The 16,795-nt window shown below is 72.0% G+C and carries 15 protein-coding genes and 1 pseudogene; 12 read left to right on the top strand and 4 right to left on the bottom strand.

Annotated elements, in window-relative coordinates; all coding sequences use genetic code 11:
• Positions 1-133 precede the first annotated feature (133 nt).
• From EJG53_RS17275 to EJG53_RS17265, 3 genes and pseudogenes are all read left to right on the top strand, one after another.
• Positions 134-1,137: pseudogene (locus tag EJG53_RS17275) on the top strand (CHAD domain-containing protein).
• An 8-nt stretch (positions 1,138-1,145) separates the two neighbouring features.
• A complete protein-coding gene (locus EJG53_RS17270; protein WP_125045604.1) occupies positions 1,146-1,580 on the top strand; it encodes an NUDIX hydrolase in 435 nt (144 codons plus the stop codon).
• A gap of 165 nt (positions 1,581-1,745) precedes the next feature.
• On the top strand, positions 1,746-2,168 hold the full coding sequence (locus EJG53_RS17265; protein WP_125049417.1) for an Hsp20/alpha crystallin family protein: 423 nt from the start codon (positions 1,746-1,748) through the stop codon (positions 2,166-2,168).
• Between the two features lie 78 nt (positions 2,169-2,246).
• Here the strand turns inward: EJG53_RS17265 and EJG53_RS17260 are convergent, their stop codons facing one another.
• A complete protein-coding gene (locus tag EJG53_RS17260) occupies positions 2,247-3,059 on the bottom strand; it encodes a hypothetical protein (protein WP_031004896.1) in 813 nt (270 codons plus the stop codon).
• 212 nt (positions 3,060-3,271) lie between these two features.
• On the opposite strand from EJG53_RS17260, the gene mshA reads away from it, so the two are divergent.
• Positions 3,272-4,678, top strand: coding sequence for a D-inositol-3-phosphate glycosyltransferase (gene mshA / locus EJG53_RS17255; RefSeq protein WP_125045603.1), 1,407 nt, complete (start codon positions 3,272-3,274; stop codon positions 4,676-4,678).
• Positions 4,671-5,204 carry a type III secretion system chaperone family protein gene (locus EJG53_RS17250; RefSeq protein ID WP_125045602.1) on the top strand — a complete coding sequence of 178 codons (534 nt, stop codon included), beginning with the start codon at positions 4,671-4,673 and terminating at the stop codon, positions 5,202-5,204. Before mshA ends, EJG53_RS17250 begins: the two co-directional genes overlap by 8 nt.
• Positions 5,205-5,258: 54 nt before the next feature.
• On the opposite strand, the gene EJG53_RS17245 is transcribed toward EJG53_RS17250, so the two are convergent.
• Positions 5,259-6,578, bottom strand: coding sequence for an alpha/beta hydrolase family protein (locus EJG53_RS17245; protein WP_125045601.1), 1,320 nt, complete (start codon positions 6,576-6,578; stop codon positions 5,259-5,261).
• Positions 6,579-6,683: 105 nt separating this feature from the next.
• Here EJG53_RS17245 and EJG53_RS17240 point away from each other — a divergent pair, with 105 nt between their 5' ends.
• The gene (locus tag EJG53_RS17240; protein WP_031004888.1) at positions 6,684-7,445 is read left to right on the top strand and encodes a phosphoglyceromutase; all 762 of its coding nucleotides are present in this window, start codon (positions 6,684-6,686) and stop codon (positions 7,443-7,445) included.
• Positions 7,446-7,978: 533 nt separating this feature from the next.
• Here EJG53_RS17240 and phoU read toward each other — a convergent pair.
• Entirely contained in the window at positions 7,979-8,656 is a 678-nt protein-coding gene (phoU, locus tag EJG53_RS17235) for a phosphate signaling complex protein PhoU (RefSeq protein WP_031004884.1), read from the bottom strand.
• A gap of 196 nt (positions 8,657-8,852) precedes the next feature.
• Between phoU and EJG53_RS17230 the strand changes: the two genes are divergently transcribed.
• Positions 8,853-10,124 carry a sensor histidine kinase gene (locus EJG53_RS17230; RefSeq protein WP_125045600.1) on the top strand — a complete coding sequence of 424 codons (1,272 nt, stop codon included), beginning with the start codon at positions 8,853-8,855 and terminating at the stop codon, positions 10,122-10,124.
• Positions 10,121-10,801 carry a response regulator transcription factor gene (locus tag EJG53_RS17225; protein ID WP_018540121.1) on the top strand — a complete coding sequence of 227 codons (681 nt, stop codon included), beginning with the start codon at positions 10,121-10,123 and terminating at the stop codon, positions 10,799-10,801. The genes EJG53_RS17230 and EJG53_RS17225 overlap by 4 nt, the downstream gene beginning before the upstream one ends.
• Positions 10,802-10,995: 194 nt before the next feature.
• Here EJG53_RS17225 and EJG53_RS17220 read toward each other — a convergent pair whose 3' ends face one another.
• Positions 10,996-11,661, bottom strand: coding sequence for a copper chaperone PCu(A)C (locus EJG53_RS17220; RefSeq protein WP_125045599.1), 666 nt, complete (start codon positions 11,659-11,661; stop codon positions 10,996-10,998).
• A gap of 857 nt (positions 11,662-12,518) precedes the next feature.
• Between EJG53_RS17220 and EJG53_RS17210 the strand changes: the two genes are divergently transcribed.
• The 4 genes from EJG53_RS17210 (at position 12,519) to cysS (ending at position 16,447) form a co-directional block, all read left to right on the top strand.
• Entirely contained in the window at positions 12,519-13,001 is a 483-nt protein-coding gene (locus EJG53_RS17210) for a CarD family transcriptional regulator (protein WP_003953493.1), read from the top strand.
• 474 nt (positions 13,002-13,475) lie between these two features.
• A complete protein-coding gene (ispD, locus tag EJG53_RS17205; protein ID WP_125045598.1) occupies positions 13,476-14,261 on the top strand; it encodes a 2-C-methyl-D-erythritol 4-phosphate cytidylyltransferase in 786 nt (261 codons plus the stop codon).
• Complete coding sequence (gene ispF / locus EJG53_RS17200; protein WP_371858696.1) at positions 14,248-14,769, top strand: 2-C-methyl-D-erythritol 2,4-cyclodiphosphate synthase; 522 nt, start codon at positions 14,248-14,250, stop codon at positions 14,767-14,769. Before ispD ends, ispF begins: the two co-directional genes overlap by 14 nt.
• Positions 14,770-15,052: 283 nt before the next feature.
• The gene (gene cysS, locus EJG53_RS17195; protein WP_125045597.1) at positions 15,053-16,447 is read left to right on the top strand and encodes a cysteine--tRNA ligase; all 1,395 of its coding nucleotides are present in this window, start codon (positions 15,053-15,055) and stop codon (positions 16,445-16,447) included.
• Positions 16,448-16,795: the final 348 nt, after the last annotated feature.

The following is a 16,795-nucleotide window of genomic DNA, read 5'->3' as shown; positions in this document are numbered from 1 at the left end:
CTTCCCCCCGCTCCGCTACGAGCCCGCGGGGCCCGGCGGCGCGCCTGCCGCCCTGGCCGACGGACCGGCACGGCCCGGCGGTCCGTCGTACCCCGGCGGCGGCCCGTACCCGTACGGAACCGACGGCTCCGCACTGACCGGACGCACCGCCCGCGACGTCCTCGCCGCCTACCTGCACCACCGGGCGACGGACTTCCTGCGCAGCCTGCGCGCCCACGGCGAGAGCGGCCCGGACGCGGAGAGCACCCGGGAGGCGGCCCGCCAACTGCGGTCCGCCGCCCGGCGGATCGGCGGCGCGCTGCACACCTTCCGCCCGCTCACGGACGAGAGGTGGGCCGACCACCTGCGCGGCGAACTGGCCTGGCTGTCCGGCACGCTGGCCCGCGAGCACGCCGGAACGGCACGGCTGGACCGGCTGCTGGGCGCCCTCCAGCGCCTCACCGCCCACCCCGACCTCAACAGCCCCGCCCCGCCGGCCCCCGGGACACACCGGACCCCGACGCGGCCGAGGCCCTGCTGTCCGCCGGAGCCGCGCGCGCCGGCGCCCTGCTGGAACGGCAGATCACCCTCGCCCGCACCCGCGCCCACTCCGCCGCCCTCCAGGCGCTCGGCTCCTCGCGCTTCCACGCCGTCGCCGACGCCGTGGCCGTACTCGCCTCGGAGGCGCCGCTCACCCCCACGGCCGACCGGCCCGCGCCGGACGCGCTGCTCCCGCTGGCCGATCAGGCCCACCGGCGCCTCGCCGAGGCCGTCGCGGCCCTGCCGCTGGCCCGCGCGGGCCAGGCGTACAACGGTGACGCCCTCACCGCCGCCTCCCGGCAGGACGCGCCCTGGCACCAGGTACGGCTGCTGGCCCGCCTCAGCCGGTACGCCCAGGAGGTGACCGACCCCGACGACACCGACCCGCGCCTGGCGGAAGCCGGCCGCGCACTGGAACGCCACCGGGACGCAGCCGAAGCCGCCGCCGCGGCCGCCGCGGCGGCCCGCACCCCGCGCATCGCCCCCGCCACCGCCTACGCACTCGGCGTCCTGCACGCCGACCAGCGCCACGAGGCCGAAGCGGCCCGCTACGTGTTCGGCCGGGTCTGGCTCCCCGCACCCGTACCGGAGCCCGGCCCCGCGACGCGGAAGGGGTGACGGGAGCGATGTCGGTGCCCGCAAAACCCGTCCGCGCGGCCGGCTGCGTCCTGTGGCGCCGTTCCGCCACGTCCGACGGCCTGGAGATTGCCCTCGTACACCGTCCGAAGTACGACGATTGGTCGCATCCGAAGGGCAAGCTCAAGCGCGACGAGGACTGGCTGGCCGGCGCCCTCCGCGAGGTCGCCGAGGAGACCGGGATGCAGTGCCGTCCCGGCGCCCGGCTCCCCAGCACGCACTACCTCGCCAACGGCCGCCCCAAGGAAGTCCGCTACTGGGCCGCCGAGGCCACCCACGGCAGTTTCACCCCGAGTATCGAGGTGGACCGCCTCCTGTGGCTCCCGCCGGACCAGGCCCGCCGCGTCCTGACGCAGGAACGGGACCGGCAGTTGGTGGACGCGTTGCTGGGGGCGTTGCAGAGGGGGCCCGGGGTGCCTTCCTGAGCCGGCTTTTTACGGGTGGTGCGGGGTGTCCTGGGGCGCCCCGCACTTTCCATTTCAACCAGCCTCAGAAACCTTGAGTCCAGGCTTGTCAATTTTCCTTCTCCGAGCTACAACAGAAGGCAGAAGGGCATCGCACCCAGTGCCTTCGGAAGGAGATGACCCGTGATGCTCATGCGTACCGATCCGTTCCGCGAGTTCGACCGCCTCACCCAGCAGGTGTTCGGCACGACGGCGCGCCCCGCGGCACTGCCGATGGACGCCTACCGGGCCGGGGACGAATTCGTGATCCACTTCGATCTGCCGGGGGTCGACCCGGAGACGATCGACCTGGACATCGAGCGCAATGTGCTGACCGTCCGCGCCGAGCGCGCCTCCACCGCCCCCGAGGGCGCCGAGATGATCGCGAGCGAACGTACGGCGGGCAAGTTCAGCCGGCAGCTCTTCCTCGGTGACACGCTCGACAGCGACCGGGTGGACGCGGCGTACGAGAACGGCGTCCTGACCCTGCGCATCCCGGTCGCGGAACGGGCCAAGCCACGCAAGATCGAGATCGCGGGCGGGAGCTCGCGCAAGCAGCTCTCCCACTGAGGTACGGGTCCGGCCCGGCCTGCCCGACGGGGCGGCCGGGCCGGACCCTGTCGGCCGCCGCACCTCGGCGCGCCCGCCTCACACCGGCGCGACCGCCTCCCACCGCACGGTGACCTCCCCCTGCCGCCACCGCCGGGGCCCGTCGGCCAGCGGCCACGCCGTACTCAGCGCGAGCACGCTGCGCATCCACCGCTGCCGCGCGCCCAGCGAGGCGTACGGGGCGGCCGCCGCCCACGCCCGGTCGAAGTCGCGCAGGAACGCGTGCACGGGCTGGCCCGGCACATTGCGGTGGATCAGCGCCTTCGGCAGCCGTTCGGCCAGGTCGGACGGTGTTTCGAGCGCGCTTAGACGAGCCGCGAAGGTGACCGTGCGCGGCCCTTCGGGGCCCAGCGCCACCCACACGTGCCGCCGCCCGATCTCGTCGCAGGTGCCCTCCACCAGCAGCCCGTCCGGCGCCAGCCGCGCGCACAGCCGGTCCCACACGGCGGGCACCTCGTCCTCCGCGTACTGGCGCAGCACGTTCGCCGCCCGGATCAGCACCGGCGCCCGCCGCCCCGGCAGCGGCACCTCGAAGCCGCCGTGGGCGAAGGCCAGCCCCGGGCACGCGTACGGCGCCGCGGCGGCGACCCGCGCCGGGTCGATCTCGACGCCGACCACCTGGACGTCGGCCCGTACCGTACGCAGCCGCGCCAGCAGTTCCACCGCGGTCCAGGGCGCGGCGCCGTACCCGAGGTCCACGGCGACCGGGGCGGGGCCGCGGCGCAGCGCGGCGGCGTGGTGGGCGGCGATCCAGCGGTCCATGCGGCGCAGCCGGTTCGGGTTGGTGGTGCCGCGGGTCGCGTTCCCGAGGGGGCGGGAGGGCGGGGGAGAGGCGGACGAGCTGCGGACCATGACCTGACCTTATGCGCCCCGGTCCCGGCACCACCTCCACACCCACTGCCACCACCAACCCCAACCGTCCTCCCCGCCCCCCGAGGTCACGCTTTGGCAAAGTGAAGAGAGAGCGGGCTCACCGGGAAATGGATGCGCCGGGTCCGTTGTTACGGGCTTCGGAGGCGCCGCACGCCCCGGCCCAGGCCGTACCGGCTAGGAGGTAGCCCGCAGTGAGCCAATACGTGTCCAGGCTCCGCAGCCGTTCCCACGGTCCGTTCCCGGGCCGCTCCGGGCTGCGCCTGCCGGGCGCGGTCCGCCGCCCGCGCCGGGTCGCCATGCTGAGCGTGCACACCTCCCCGCTGCACCAGCCGGGCACCGGCGACGCCGGCGGCATGAACGTCTACATCGTCGAGCTGGCCAGGAAGCTCGCCTCCCTCAACATCGAGGTCGAGATCTTCACCCGGGCCACGACCGGCACCCTGCCGCCCGCCGTCGAGCTGGCCCCCGGCGTCCTCGTCCGGCACGTGGACGCGGGCCCGTACGAAGGACTGGCCAAGGAGGAGCTGCCGGCCCAGCTCTGCGCCTTCACCCACGGCGTGATGCAGGCGTGGGCGGGCCACCGCCCCGGCTACTACGACCTGGTGCACTCCCACTACTGGCTCTCCGGCCACGTCGGCTGGCTCGCCGCCGAACGCTGGGGCGTCCCGCTCGTCCACGCCATGCACACCATGGCCAAGGTCAAGAACGCCGCCCTGGCCGCGGGCGACACCCCCGAACCCGCCGCGCGCGTCATCGGCGAGACGCAGATCGTGCGCGCCGCCGACCGGCTGATCGCCAACACGGACGAGGAAGCCGCCGAGCTGATGCGGCACTACGAGGCCGGGCCGGACAAGGTCGCCGTGGTGCACCCGGGCGTCAACCTGGACCGCTTCCGCCCCTCAGGACCCGCCGCGCCCTCCACGGGCGCCCCGGTGACCGACGAGGACACCTCCGCCTCCCGCTCCGCCGCCCGCGCCCGCCTCGGCCTCCCCCAGGACGCCCTGATCCCGCTCTTCGCCGGCCGCATCCAGCCGCTCAAGGCGCCCGACATCCTGCTGCGCGCCGTCGCCGTCCTCCTCGACGAGGACCCGTCCCTGCGCTCGCGCCTGGTCGTCCCGGTGGTCGGCGGCCCCAGCGGCAGCGGCCTGGCCAAGCCCGAAGGGCTGCAGAAGCTGGCCGCCCGCCTGGGCATCGCCGACGTCGTCCGCTTCCGCCCGCCGGTCGGCCAGGAGCAGCTCGCCGACTGGTACCGCGCCGCGTCCGTCCTGGTCATGCCGTCCTACAGCGAATCCTTCGGTCTCGTTGCCATCGAGGCCCAGGCGTGCGGCACCCCGGTGATCGCCGCCGCCGTCGGCGGCCTGCCGGTGGCCGTGCACGACGGCGTCAGCGGCTTCCTCATATCCGGCCACGACCCGGCCGACTACGCCCGCGCCCTCGGCCGCTTCGCCCGCGACACCGCGCTGGCCGGCCGGATGGGCGCCGCCGCCGCCCGGCACGCCCGGTCCTTCGGCTGGGACACCGCGGCCGCCGCGACCGCCGAGGTGTACACCGCCGCGATGCAGGAACGGCGCCGTCACCTACGATCACCCCATGGCTGAAGACCGCTCCCAGGCTGAAGACCGCTCCCGGGCCGATGTCGCGGCACGGCAGGTGATCGAGGCGGCTCTCGACGAGGCCGGCCTGACGTGGGAATCGCCCGCCGACGGCACGTACGTGGTGACCCTGCCCGGCACCCGCAAGCTCGCCACGACCTGCTCCCTGATCGTCGGCAAGCACTCCCTGTCCATCAACGCCTTCGTCGTCCGCCACCCGGACGAGAACCACGAGGCCGTGCACCGCTGGCTCCTCGAACGCAACACCCGCCTGTACGGCGTCAGTTACGCGATCGACAAGCTCGGCGACATCTACCTCGTCGGCAAACTCCCCCTCGCGGCCGTCACCCCCGACGAACTCGACCGCATCCTCGGCACGGTCCTGGAGAACGCCGACGGCAGCTTCAACACCCTCCTGGAGATGGGCTTCGCCTCCGCCATCCGCAAGGAGTACGAGTGGCGGGTCGCGCGCGGCGAGTCCACCCGCAACCTCGAAGCCTTCAGCAACTTGACGCAGCGTCCGTCGGCGTAACGCCTCCGCGCGGGAGCGCCCTTGCGCGGAAACGCCCCTCCAGCAAAGCCTCCCTCACCGCACGAACCGCACCTCCGGAAAACGTCCCGACGGCCCGTCCAGCAACCCGCTGCCTCCGTCCCGCCCCCGCAGCCACCGGTCGAAGAACGCCGTCACATACGCCCGTTGCGCCGCCACCGAGCGCGCCGGCGCGACCGTACCCACCAGCTTCTCGACGGCCGCGCGGGGCAGCCCCGCCTGCCGGGCCACCTGCGGCACCATCCACTGCGCATCCGTGAAACTCGCGTGCCCGGCACCGTTCAGGGTGAGATCCAGGTGCCACCCCGTACTGCGCTCCCACACCGCCTTCCAGGACGGAACCGTACGGTGGCTGTGGCCCTCCATGCCCATCAGGAGCAGCGGTCGGTCCACCCCCTCCGTGCCGACCGTGGACGGGTTGGCGGGATCGAAGTCGTCCTGGGTGTAGCCCATCACTCCGTCAAGGTTCACCGCCGCCTTGATACGGCGGTCGTCATGCATGGCCTGCGCTGCGGTGAACCCACCACCCGAATGCCCGAGCATCCCGACCGCCCGCCAATCCAGCACCCCCCTCAACATCCGAGGCAACGCCACCCCCCGCCCCAACTCATCCAGCACAAACCGGCTGTCGGCCACCCGTACCGCCGTCAGCTTCCTCAGCAGCGCGACGATCTGTTCCGGCCGCTGGGCCTTCCCGGCCTCCTCCCGCATCCGGCTGTACTCGACCCGCCCGTCCGGGAACTGCACCCCGGGCGGCTCATACGTGTGGTCGATGCTCACGACGACGTACCCACGGGACGCCAGCTCGTCACAGAGCGTGCTGCCGAGCGTGCGCGGGTCCCCGGCGCCGGGCGAGTACAGCACCACCGGAAATCCCCGCCCGTGGTGCCGCGCGATCGGCGCGCCCAGCCGCGCATGCGTACGGGTAGCACCCCAATCGGCCACGCTCTTCGAAACGGCCTCCGAGAAGTTGCTCCATTCCTCGAACGCGGCGGCCTCCCCGGGCAGCATCTGCGGCGCCCGAGGATGCCGGCCCCCAGCCCGCGCCGGGTAGCGCACACTGACCATCAGCTCCCGGTACGGCCGCTCCGCCACCCAGGGATCACGCCGCGCGCCGTCCACCAGGTGCAGCGAGGTGACCCCCACGGGATACGCCCCGCTCGGCGCAGGCAACATCATCCGAACCGGCGCCACGCCCCTAGCTCCGGTCTGCGCACCCCGAGTACCGGCCTCCGCACCCCGAGTGCCGGCCTCCACGTCCCGGCCCTGCGCACTCCCGCCCGCCGACGCCCCCGAGACGAGCGCCGCCGCAGCGGCCACCACACCCGTAACCACACAAGCACGCCGAGTACACATCAAACCCGCCCCGTCTCTCTCCCCTGCAACCGACGCCGCCCAGCCTCCCACCTCCACTGCGGGCCGCGGCGAGGCCATGGCCGGAAGTGGATTACGCTCGAAGGCATGGCCGACGCACCGTACAAGCTGATCCTCCTTCGCCACGGCGAGAGCGAGTGGAACGCGAAGAACCTGTTCACCGGCTGGGTGGACGTCAATCTCAACGAGAAGGGCGAGAAGGAGGCGGTCCGCGGCGGTGAGCTGCTCAAGGACGCCGGCCTGCTCCCCGACGTCGTGCACACCTCCGTCCAGAAGCGCGCCATCCGCACCGCGCAGCTCGCCCTGGAGGCAGCCGACCGCCACTGGATCCCCGTCCACCGTAGCTGGCGCCTGAACGAGCGCCACTACGGAGCGCTCCAGGGCAAGGACAAGGCCCAGACGCTGGCCGAGTTCGGCGAGGAGCAGTTCATGCTCTGGCGCCGCTCGTACGACACCCCGCCGCCGGCCCTCGCGGACGACGCCGAGTTCTCCCAGATCGACGACCCGCGCTACGCGATCATCCCGAGCGAGCTGCGCCCCCGCACCGAGTGCCTCAAGGACGTCGTCGTCCGCATGCTGCCGTACTGGTACGACAGCATCGTCCCGGACCTGGCCACCGGCCGCACCGTCCTGGTCGCCGCCCACGGCAACTCGCTCCGCGCCCTGGTCAAGCACCTCGACGGCATCTCCGACGCCGACATCGCCGGCCTGAACATCCCCACCGGCATCCCCCTCTCCTACGAACTCGACGCCGACTTCCACCCGGTCAACCCGGGCGGCACCTACCTCGACCCGGACGCCGCCAAGGCCGCCATCGAGGCCGTCAAGAACCAGGGCAAGAAGAAGTAAGCCCTCGCGCGTAAGCCCTCTACCTGCGGATTCGACGCGGGTAGGGGGCTTAGCGCTGTTCCCAGGTCTGTCCCTGGGCAGCAACGGCAGCCACAGACAGGGGCGCCCCCCTCTGCCCGGTCGGCCTGCTCCACGCACAGCAGGAGGCCCCGCTCGTCACTCTGCCGAGCGGGGCCCGAAGAGCCCAACCGCGATCGCACCCCGAGCGCCCGCCGGGACGTTCGGGCGACCGTTGCCGGTGAGCCGGTGGTGGCTGCGGCCGAGAGTCAGCCGCAGCCGCCGCACTGGCAAGGCCCGCCGGACTGGCAGCCGCAGGTGCAGCTCGGGCCGCAGGCGCAGTTGGCGGGGGACGGGTCGGGGGCAGGGGAACGCGTCATGACTTGCCTCCTCGGGGAGAGGGTCATCGGAATGTCGTCCGGTGTCCATTGGATGCCCGCCCCGCGCGGCGCATCAACGGCGCGTGGTGGCACGGCGCGCCGCTGGGCGGCTCTTGGCCGGGGCGTGCGTGCCGTGCCGTGCGCGGTGGGGTGCTGCTACGCGCCCTCCACCGGGGCCGGCGGGGCGATTTCGTCCGCGTGTTCGCCGGTGACCAGGTAGACGACGCGCTTGGCGACCGAGACGGCGTGGTCGGCGAAGCGCTCGTAGTAGCGGCCGAGCAGCGTCACGTCGACAGCCGTCTCGATGCCGTGCTTCCAGCGGTCGTCCATCAGGTGCTGGAAGAGGGTGCGGTGGAGGAGGTCCATCGCGTCGTCGTCCTGCTCAAGCTGGAGGGCGAGGTCGACGTCCTTGGTGATGATGACCTCGGCGGCCTTGGCCATCAAGCGCTGCGCGAGCTGTCCCATCTCCAATATCGTCGCGTGCAGGTCCCTCGGCACGGCCGTCTCCGGGAAGCGCAACCGGGCCAGTTTGGCCACGTGCTGGGCCAGGTCGCCGGAACGTTCCAGGTCGGCGCTCATACGGAGGGAGGTGACGACTATCCGCAGGTCGGTGGCGACCGGCTGCTGGCGGGCGAGGAGGGCTATCGCGCGTGCCTCCAGGTCCCGCTGCAGGTCGTCGACCTTCTCGTCGGCGGCGATGACGGCCTCGGCCAGCTTCAGGTCCGCGTCGAGTATCGCCGTGGTGGCGCGCCCGATCGCGGAGCCGACGAGCCTGGCCATCTCGACGAGGCTCTCGCCGATCGAATCCAGCTCCTCGTGGTACGCGTCCCGCATCAGTGACCTTCTCTCGCTTCGAGTGGTGGTGTGGGGGGCCGGAATCCCCACGCTCCCACGTTCCGGCCGGAACGCGACCGGTTCTGACCTCCGGAATGAACCGGTGCCGACACCAAGGTGAACTCTGGGCGACGTATGTTCGATCAGGCCCTCGAACGGCTGGGGAACTGTCAGAGCCGACGCATAACCTGGAGTCATGAACGTGGACGCGGCCGTCGCCGCAGTGGCAGCGATCGCCGGGCTGTGCACCGGCGTCTTCGCCATGCTGGCGTTCCGCTGGAGCGAGCGGGACCAGGCCAAACCCACGCGTACCTCCCTGCACACCGAAGCCGTCCTGCCACCCGGCGTGGACACGGTCCTGTCGGTGCTGCGCTCCTCGGCCGTCGTCCTGGACGAGGCCGACGCCGTGGTCAAGGCCAGCTCGGCCGCGTACGCGCTGGGTCTGGTACGGGGCGGGAAGCTGGCCGTCGAGCCGATGCTCCAGATGGCCCGTGACACCCGCCGCGACGGTGAGATACGCCAGGTAGAGCTGGACCTGCCGCGCAGGGGGACGGGCCGGGGCGACGCCCTGGCGGTCTCGGCGCGGGTCGCGCCCCTCGGGTCGCGGCTGGTCCTGCTGCTGGTCGAGGACCTGACCGAGGCCCGGCGCATAGAGGCGGTACGACGCGACTTCGTCGCCAACGTCAGCCATGAGCTCAAGACCCCGGTCGGCGCCCTGTCCCTGCTGTCCGAGGCCGTCATGGACGCGAGTGACGATCCGGAGGCCGTCGAGCGTTTCGCGGGACGGATGCAGAACGAGGCCACCCGGCTGACCAACCTCGTCCAGGAACTGATCGACCTCTCCCGGGTGCAGAACGACGACCCGCTGGAGGACGCCGAGCCGGTCCGGGTGGACGAGCTGGTCGCCGAGGCGATCGACCGCTGCCGCCAGCAGGCGGGCAGCAAACAGATCACCATGGCCGCCGCCGGCACCGCCGACCTGCACGTCTGGGGCAACCGCGGCCAGCTCGCCGCCGCCCTCGGCAACCTCGTCGAGAACGCCGTCAACTACTCGCCGGCCCGTACCCGGGTCGGTATCGCGGGCCGCCGTGTCCAGGCACACGGCGGCGACCTCATCGAGATCGCGGTGACCGACCAGGGCATCGGGATATCGGAGAAGGACCGGGACCGCGTCTTCGAGCGGTTCTACCGCGTGGACCCGGCGCGCTCGCGCGCCACCGGCGGGACCGGCCTCGGCCTCGCCATCGTCAAGCACGTGGCCGCCTCGCACGGCGGGGAGGTCACGGTATGGAGCGCTGAGGGACAGGGCTCCACCTTCACCCTGCGTCTCCCGGAGGCCGGTGCCGTGCGCGACCGCGCCCGTCCCGCTTCCGACCCGTCGGCGGAGGGCCTCGACGAAGAGGACCGCCCGTACGAGACCTTCAACGATCCGCTCCCTGCTCACCCTGCCCCGGAGGTCCTTCCGTGACCCGAGTGCTCGTCGTCGAGGACGAGGAATCGTTCAGTGACGCCCTGTCGTACATGCTCCGCAAGGAGGGCTTCGAGGTCGCCGTCGCGGCGACCGGCCCCGACGGCCTGGACGAGTTCGAGCGCAACGGCGCCGACCTGGTCCTGCTGGACCTGATGCTGCCGGGCCTGCCCGGCACCGAGGTCTGCCGTCAACTGCGCGGCCGCTCCAACGTCCCGGTCATCATGGTGACCGCCAAGGACAGCGAGATCGACAAGGTGGTCGGCCTGGAAATAGGAGCCGACGACTACGTCACCAAGCCCTTCTCCTCCCGTGAGCTGGTCGCCCGGATCCGCGCGGTGCTGCGTCGCCGCGGGGAGCCCGAGGAGGTCACGCCGCAGGCCCTGGAGGCCGGGCCGGTCCGGATGGATGTGGACCGGCACGTCGTCACGGTCTCCGGCGGCAAGGTCGACCTGCCGCTGAAGGAGTTCGACCTCCTGGAGATGCTGCTGCGCAACGCGGGCCGGGTGCTGACCCGTATGCAGTTGATCGACCGGGTCTGGGGCGCCGACTACGTGGGGGACACCAAGACGCTGGACGTCCACGTGAAGCGCCTGCGCGCCAAGATCGAACCGGACCCGGGCGCGCCGCGGTACCTGGTCACGGTCCGCGGCCTGGGCTACAAGTTCGAGCCGTAAGGGGCGCCGGGCGTCGCGAGGCGCCCGGGGCGCGGCCGGGTGCCGCGCGGTACGGCATACGCGAGCGCCGTGCGGACCGGATCACTCCGGTCCGCACGGCGCTCGTGGTGTTGCTGGTGCCGAGGGGCAGGGCAGCGCGGCTGCGGGTACCGGCGGGGTACCCGCAGTGCTGCGGTGCGGTCCTGCTACAGGTGTCAGCGGCCGGCTTCGGGCGACTGCGACGCGCCGTTGCTCGGCGAGGCGTTCTCGCCGGCGTCGGCCGAACCGCTCGGCGTGGGCTTCCCCGACGGGCTGCCGGACGCGGAGGGGCTGCCGGACGGACGGCCCGAGCCGGACGGCGACGGGACCTCGCTCGGGCCGAAGTCCTTGAAGTAGCTCTTGGCCGGGACGACGAACGCGCGCAGGGTGACCTTCCCGGCGGCGCTGAAGTCGAAGGTCACGGACTGCGCGTCGCCGTTCTTGACGGCCCCGCGGCCGCTGTCCAGTACGGCGGAGGCGTTGTCCTTGCCGCCGATCACGACCGAGCCGCCGGCCGGGACCACGATCGCCCCGGAGCCCTTGGCGGGCGACAGCTTCGCTTCCTTGTTCGTACCGTTGACCTTGATGGACTCCAGCGTCTGGTCCTTGCTGCCGTTGTTGAACACGGTCGCGGTCACCACGGCCGGGCCCTCGGCGTCCGGCTCGGGCTGGGTGACGACGGAGGCGTTCTGGATCTTGAGGTCGCCGACGCTGGTCGCGGCGTTGTCCGGCTTGACCTGGAGCGTCTGGGCGTCGTTCCCGGCTCCGCACGCGGAGAGCGTGGCGATCGAGAGCGTGAGAACGGTGGCGGCGAGGACGCCGCGTCGAAGGCTGCGGCTCACGGCGGCGGCATCTCCTTGGACGAACTACGGCGGCCGAACTTCGAGCCCGGTCGCGGATGGGCGGCTGGACGGCCGTGCGCGGGTGCCGTACCGGCATCCGCGTAAAGCCGCCCTAAGGGTGTGTCAGCGCCGCTAGGTTACCGAGCCGTCCCCGGGCCGCCGCACCCGACCCGCCCCCAGGACGATCACACCCTCCTCACATCTCGCTCCGGCCCGCCCCGACAGGGCGGAGCGGCCCTCCGCCGTACGTCCGTTTGCCGCATCCCGTCCGCATCGTGTCCGCGGCTCGTCGTCCCTCGTCCGCCCTGCGTGCGTTCGCCGGCCGCTCCTCGTCCGCGGCGCAGGAGTTTCCCGGCCCGCCGTACGGAATGATCACGAGCCGGGTGCGGAAGAAACCCGAATATCCGGCAAGCGGTCGTTCGGATGAAGCCCGGCCGGTTTCCCCGCAGGTAAATCGGCATTCGCAGGGAATGCGCCGGGTTCCCGGAATTGATCACATGCGGCGGTCGCGCGCGGCGGCCGTCCGGTGTTCCTGAGGTGGACATCCGGTGATCAATTCGCGAAACGGCGGACACCTGCCCTCCGGAACCGAACGGAGTAGCGGAACTGCGACATCCGGATCCCGGCAAAACGGGACGTAAAGGCGCCGCCGCGAGCCCTTCCGGGGGTGTGACGTACGTGTTTCAGGCTGCGCGCGAAGCGCCTCCGACCTGCGAATTCCTGCACCCGGAGGGCCGCCGAAGCACGTTCCGGGCGCAGTTGTCAAGCCCCGAGATATGCCCTGACCTGCGAAAACGCCATTCAGAACGGCCCGTTCCCGTGTTAGCATGGATAGCCACGGAAGGGGTACCTGTCACATGACGTTCAAGGTTGGCGACACCGTGGTCTATCCCCATCACGGGGCCGCGCTGATCGAGGCCATCGAAACTCGCCAGATCAAAGGCGTGGACAAGACCTACTTGGTGCTGAAGGTCGCCCAGGGCGACTTGACTGTTCGTGTGCCAGCGGACAATGCGGAGTTCGTCGGCGTACGCGATGTGGTCGGCCAGGACGGGCTGGACCGGGTCTTCGAGGTGCTGCGCGCACCGTATGCCGAAGAGCCGACGAACTGGTCCCGTCGTTACAAGGCAAATCTGGAGAAGCTCGCTTCGGGTGACGTGATCAAGGTCGCCGAAGTGGTGCGCGACCTGTGGCGCCGTGAGCGGGAGCGCGGTCTCTCCGCCGGTGAGAAGCGCATGCTCGCCAAGGCCCGCCAGATCCTGGTGAGCGAACTCGCCCTCGCGGAGAACACCAACGAGGACAAGGCCGAGGCTCTGCTGGACGAGGTCCTCGCGTCCTGACGACGTATGAATGCCGCGGCGCCCGAGTGGCGGCCGACTCCGGCCAGGAGCGGTCAGTTGCCGGGCGCTGCGGCATATCTGCGGCGACATGTCCCTACTCGCACCGGCCTACGCCCCGGAACTCGCATCCGCGGCGCCCGCATCCCTACGCGGCGCACCCGTACGCGGCGCATCCGTACACAGCACCTGCTCGTACGGGCCGCGCACCCGCGGAAGCACTCCTGCGGAAGCCGTGCACCACTACCGAACCGTGTGATCGTTCCCCGTGGTGACCGCCCCCGTGCTCGTCCCCGAAAAGATCCGCCGTCGTGCCCGCTTGTGGCGTGCCGGGCTCGGGCAGCTGTCCCGACCGGTGTCACGGAAGGGTCCGGATCGGGGCGTCGCGCCCGGCACACTGCGGCCATACCCATGTCGGCTCGGGAAACAAACCTGTCTGCGCTAATTCCGGGGACTCCCCGGGCTTCGGAGCAACCGATGTCAGACGTATCCCCAGATTCCGCCAACCCCTCCGGTACGCCCCGGCTCCGGACCGCGGCCGTGATCCCGGCCGCCGGCCGCGGCGTACGGCTGGGCCCGGGCGCCCCCAAGGCGCTCCGCGCGCTCGGCGGCACCCCCATGCTCGTCCATGCCGTACGGGCGATGGCCGCCTCCCGCGCCGTCTCCGTCGTCGTGGTCGTCGCCCCGCCGGACGGCGCCACCGAGGTCCGCAACCTGCTGGACCAGTACCCGCTGTCCGAACGCACCGACCTGCTGGTCGTCCCCGGCGGCGACACCCGTCAGGAGTCCGTCCGCCGCGGCCTGGACGCCCTGCCCGAGGACGTCGACGTGGTGCTGGTGCACGACGCCGCCCGGCCCCTGGTCCCCGCCGAGACGGTCGACTCGGTGGTCGCCGCCGTACGGGGCGGCGCCCCGGCCGTGGTGCCGGCGCTGCCGCTCGCGGACACCGTCAAGCAGGTCGAACCGCGCACCGGCGGGCAGGCCGGCGAGCCGGAGCCCGTGGTGGCAACCCCGGAGCGGGCCCTGCTGCGCGCCGTACAGACTCCGCAAGGCTTCGATCGGGCGACCCTGGTCAAGGCGCACGAGACCGTCGCCCTTCAGGGGGACGGCGCGACCGACGACGCCGGGATGGTCGAGCAGCTCGGCGCCCCCGTCGTGGTGGTGCCGGGCCACGAGGAGGCGTTCAAGGTGACCCGGCCGCTGGACCTGATCCTCGCCGAGGCCGTACTCGCCCGCAGGAGGGCCACCGATGGCTATGTATGACCCGCGGCAGTCGCAGCCGCAGATGATGCCGCTGGTGGGCATCGGCACCGACGTGCACGCCTTCGAGAAGGGGCGCGAACTGTGGGTGGCCGGCCTGCTCTGGGACGACGCGGCGAGCGACGGGTACGGGCTCGCCGGGCACAGTGACGGCGACGTCGCCGCGCACGCCGCCTGCGACGCGCTGTTCTCGGCCGCCGGGGTCGGCGACCTCGGCGCGCACTTCGGCACGAGCCGCCCGGAGTACTCCGGGGCGTCCGGCGTGACGCTGCTGTCCGAGGCGGCCCGCATCGTACGGGCCGAGGGCTTCCTGATCGGCAACATCGCGGTGCAGGTCATCGGCGTACGCCCGAAGGTCGGCAAGCGGCGCGCCGAGGCGCAGAAGGTCCTCTCGGAGGCGGCCGGCGCCCCGGTCTCGGTGTCCGGCACGACCTCGGACGGCCTGGGCCTGACGGGCCGGGCGGAAGGGCTGGCGGCGGTGGCCACGGCGTTGGTGCTGCCGGTGGGGTAGGGGCCGGAATCCGCAGCGCGGCGGGGGCTCCACAATCGGGGACCCCGCAGCGTGGGGCTCCGTGATGCGGGGCCCCGAGGTCCCGAGGCGCGGGAACTCCCTGGCACGTACGGGAGTTGTCCGAGGTGAGAGCCAAGATGACAGGGGCATCCGTAGCGGCTGGAGGGGGGCACGGTCGGAGCGTCCGTACCGCACCGCGGTCGCTCGGGGTGAAATGTCACGCTTCTGTGTCCGTGGCCCCGGGGGTCGCGGGGCACTGTCCGGTTCGGACTACCCTTGTTGCGTGACTATTCGGCTGTACGACACCAGCGCCCGGCAGACTCGCGATTTCACCCCGCTCACGCCGGGCTGTGTCTCGATCTACCTGTGCGGCGCGACCGTACAGGCCGCCCCGCACATCGGGCACATCCGGTCGGGACTGAACTTCGACATCATGCGCCGCTGGTTCCTGCACCGCGGCTACGACGTCACGTTCATCCGGAACGTGACGGACATCGACGACAAGATCATCACGAAGGCCGTCGAGCAGGGCCGCCCGTGGTGGGCGATCGGCTACGAGAACGAGGTCGCGTTCAACACGGCCTACGACACCCTCGGCTGCCTGCGCCCCACCTACGAGCCGCGCGCCACCGGCCACATCCCCGAGATGATCGAGATGATGCGGGGCCTGATCGACCGCGGCCACGCCTACGCCGCGGACGGCAACGTCTACTTCGACGTGCGCTCCTTCCCGGGCTACCTGGAGCTGTCCCGGCACGAGCTGGACAACCTGCTCCAGCCCTCCGGTGACAACGAGACCGGCAAGCGCGACCCGCGCGACTTCGCCATGTGGAAGGCGGCCAAGCCGGGCGAGCCGAGCTGGCAGACCCCGTGGGGCCCCGGCCGCCCGGGCTGGCACCTGGAGTGCTCGGCGATGGCGCACAAGTACCTGGGCAGCGCCTTCGACATCCACGGCGGCGGCGTCGACCTGGTCTTCCCGCACCACGACAACGAGATCGCGCAGGCCAAGGCGTACGGCGACGACTTCGCCGGGTACTGGTGCCACAACGCCTGGGTCACCATGAGCGGCGAGAAGATGTCCAAGTCGCTGGGCAACTCGGTGCTGGTCTCGGAGATGGTCAAGCGCTGGCGCCCGATCGTGCTGCGCTACTACCTGGGCACCCCGCACTACCGCTCGATGATCGAGTACAGCGAGGAGGCGCTGCGCGAGGCCGAGTCCGCGTTCGCGCGGATCGAGGGCTTCGTCCAGCGTGTGGTGGAGAAGGCCGGCCCGGTGGAGCCCGCCGCCGAGGTGCCGCCGGCCTTCGCCGAGGCGATGGACGACGACCTCGGCGTGCCGCAGGCGCTCGCCGTCGTGCACACCACCGTCCGCCAGGGCAACTCCGCGCTGACGGCCGACGACAAGGAATCGGCCGTCGCCCGCCTGGCCGAGGTCCGCGCCATGCTCGGCGTGCTGGGCCTGGACCCGCTGGACGAGCAGTGGTCGGGCGGCGGCACGGACCGCGGCGAGGACCTGCACGGCGTCGTCGACTCGCTGGTCCGCCTGGTCCTGGACCAGCGCCAGGCGGCCCGCGCCCGTAAGGACTACGCGACCGCCGACGCCATCCGCGACGAGCTCCAGCAGTCCGGCCTGGCCATCGAGGACACACCGTCGGGACCGCGGTGGTCGCTGTCCTGAGGGGCCGGTCCAGAAGGCGGTCAATAGGGGGCGGCGGGACCCGGACTGCCGGCCCTGATCAGCCGGTCTTAATGGGCCGGTCTTGATCGGCCGGAGCACGGCCCGCAGGCAGTGGCCCGCAGGCACTGGCCTGCGGGTTTCCGCCCCACCGGGCGCCGGTGCCGACGGGTATCCGCCCTGGTCGGCCCCGTCCCGGCAGGCTCCGGAACCGACGGGGTCCCCGCCCCGGCGGGTGCCGGTTGGCCGTACCGGCCGTCTCCGGGCGACACTTCTTGCAGACACACAGCAGACACACATCCGTACGTACGAATCCACTCCACGTCGCGAGACGTCGAGAGCAGTGAAGAG

Origin of the sequence: Streptomyces chrestomyceticus JCM 4735, assembly GCF_003865135.1 — a bacterium.
Taxonomy (GTDB): Bacteria; Actinomycetota; Actinomycetes; order Streptomycetales; family Streptomycetaceae; genus Streptomyces; species Streptomyces chrestomyceticus.
This window is presented reverse-complemented; position numbering and strand designations above follow the sequence as displayed.

Coding starts and splice junctions, on each gene's coding strand:
- EJG53_RS17260 (WP_031004896.1), bottom strand. CDS start 3,059: ATGGTCCGCAGCTCGTCCGCCTCTCCCCCGCCCTCCCGCCCCCTCGGG.
- EJG53_RS17245 (WP_125045601.1), bottom strand. CDS start 6,578: ATGTGTACTCGGCGTGCTTGTGTGGTTACGGGTGTGGTGGCCGCTGCG.
- phoU (WP_031004884.1), bottom strand. CDS start 8,656: ATGCGGGACGCGTACCACGAGGAGCTGGATTCGATCGGCGAGAGCCTC.
- EJG53_RS17265 (WP_125049417.1), top strand. CDS start 1,746: ATGCTCATGCGTACCGATCCGTTCCGCGAGTTCGACCGCCTCACCCAG.
- EJG53_RS17250 (WP_125045602.1), top strand. CDS start 4,671: ATGGCTGAAGACCGCTCCCAGGCTGAAGACCGCTCCCGGGCCGATGTC.
- ispF (WP_371858696.1), top strand. CDS start 14,248: ATGGCTATGTATGACCCGCGGCAGTCGCAGCCGCAGATGATGCCGCTG.
- EJG53_RS17210 (WP_003953493.1), top strand. CDS start 12,519: ATGACGTTCAAGGTTGGCGACACCGTGGTCTATCCCCATCACGGGGCC.
- EJG53_RS17230 (WP_125045600.1), top strand. CDS start 8,853: ATGAACGTGGACGCGGCCGTCGCCGCAGTGGCAGCGATCGCCGGGCTG.
- EJG53_RS17270 (WP_125045604.1), top strand. CDS start 1,146: ATGTCGGTGCCCGCAAAACCCGTCCGCGCGGCCGGCTGCGTCCTGTGG.
- ispD (WP_125045598.1), top strand. CDS start 13,476: ATGTCAGACGTATCCCCAGATTCCGCCAACCCCTCCGGTACGCCCCGG.
- EJG53_RS17240 (WP_031004888.1), top strand. CDS start 6,684: ATGGCCGACGCACCGTACAAGCTGATCCTCCTTCGCCACGGCGAGAGC.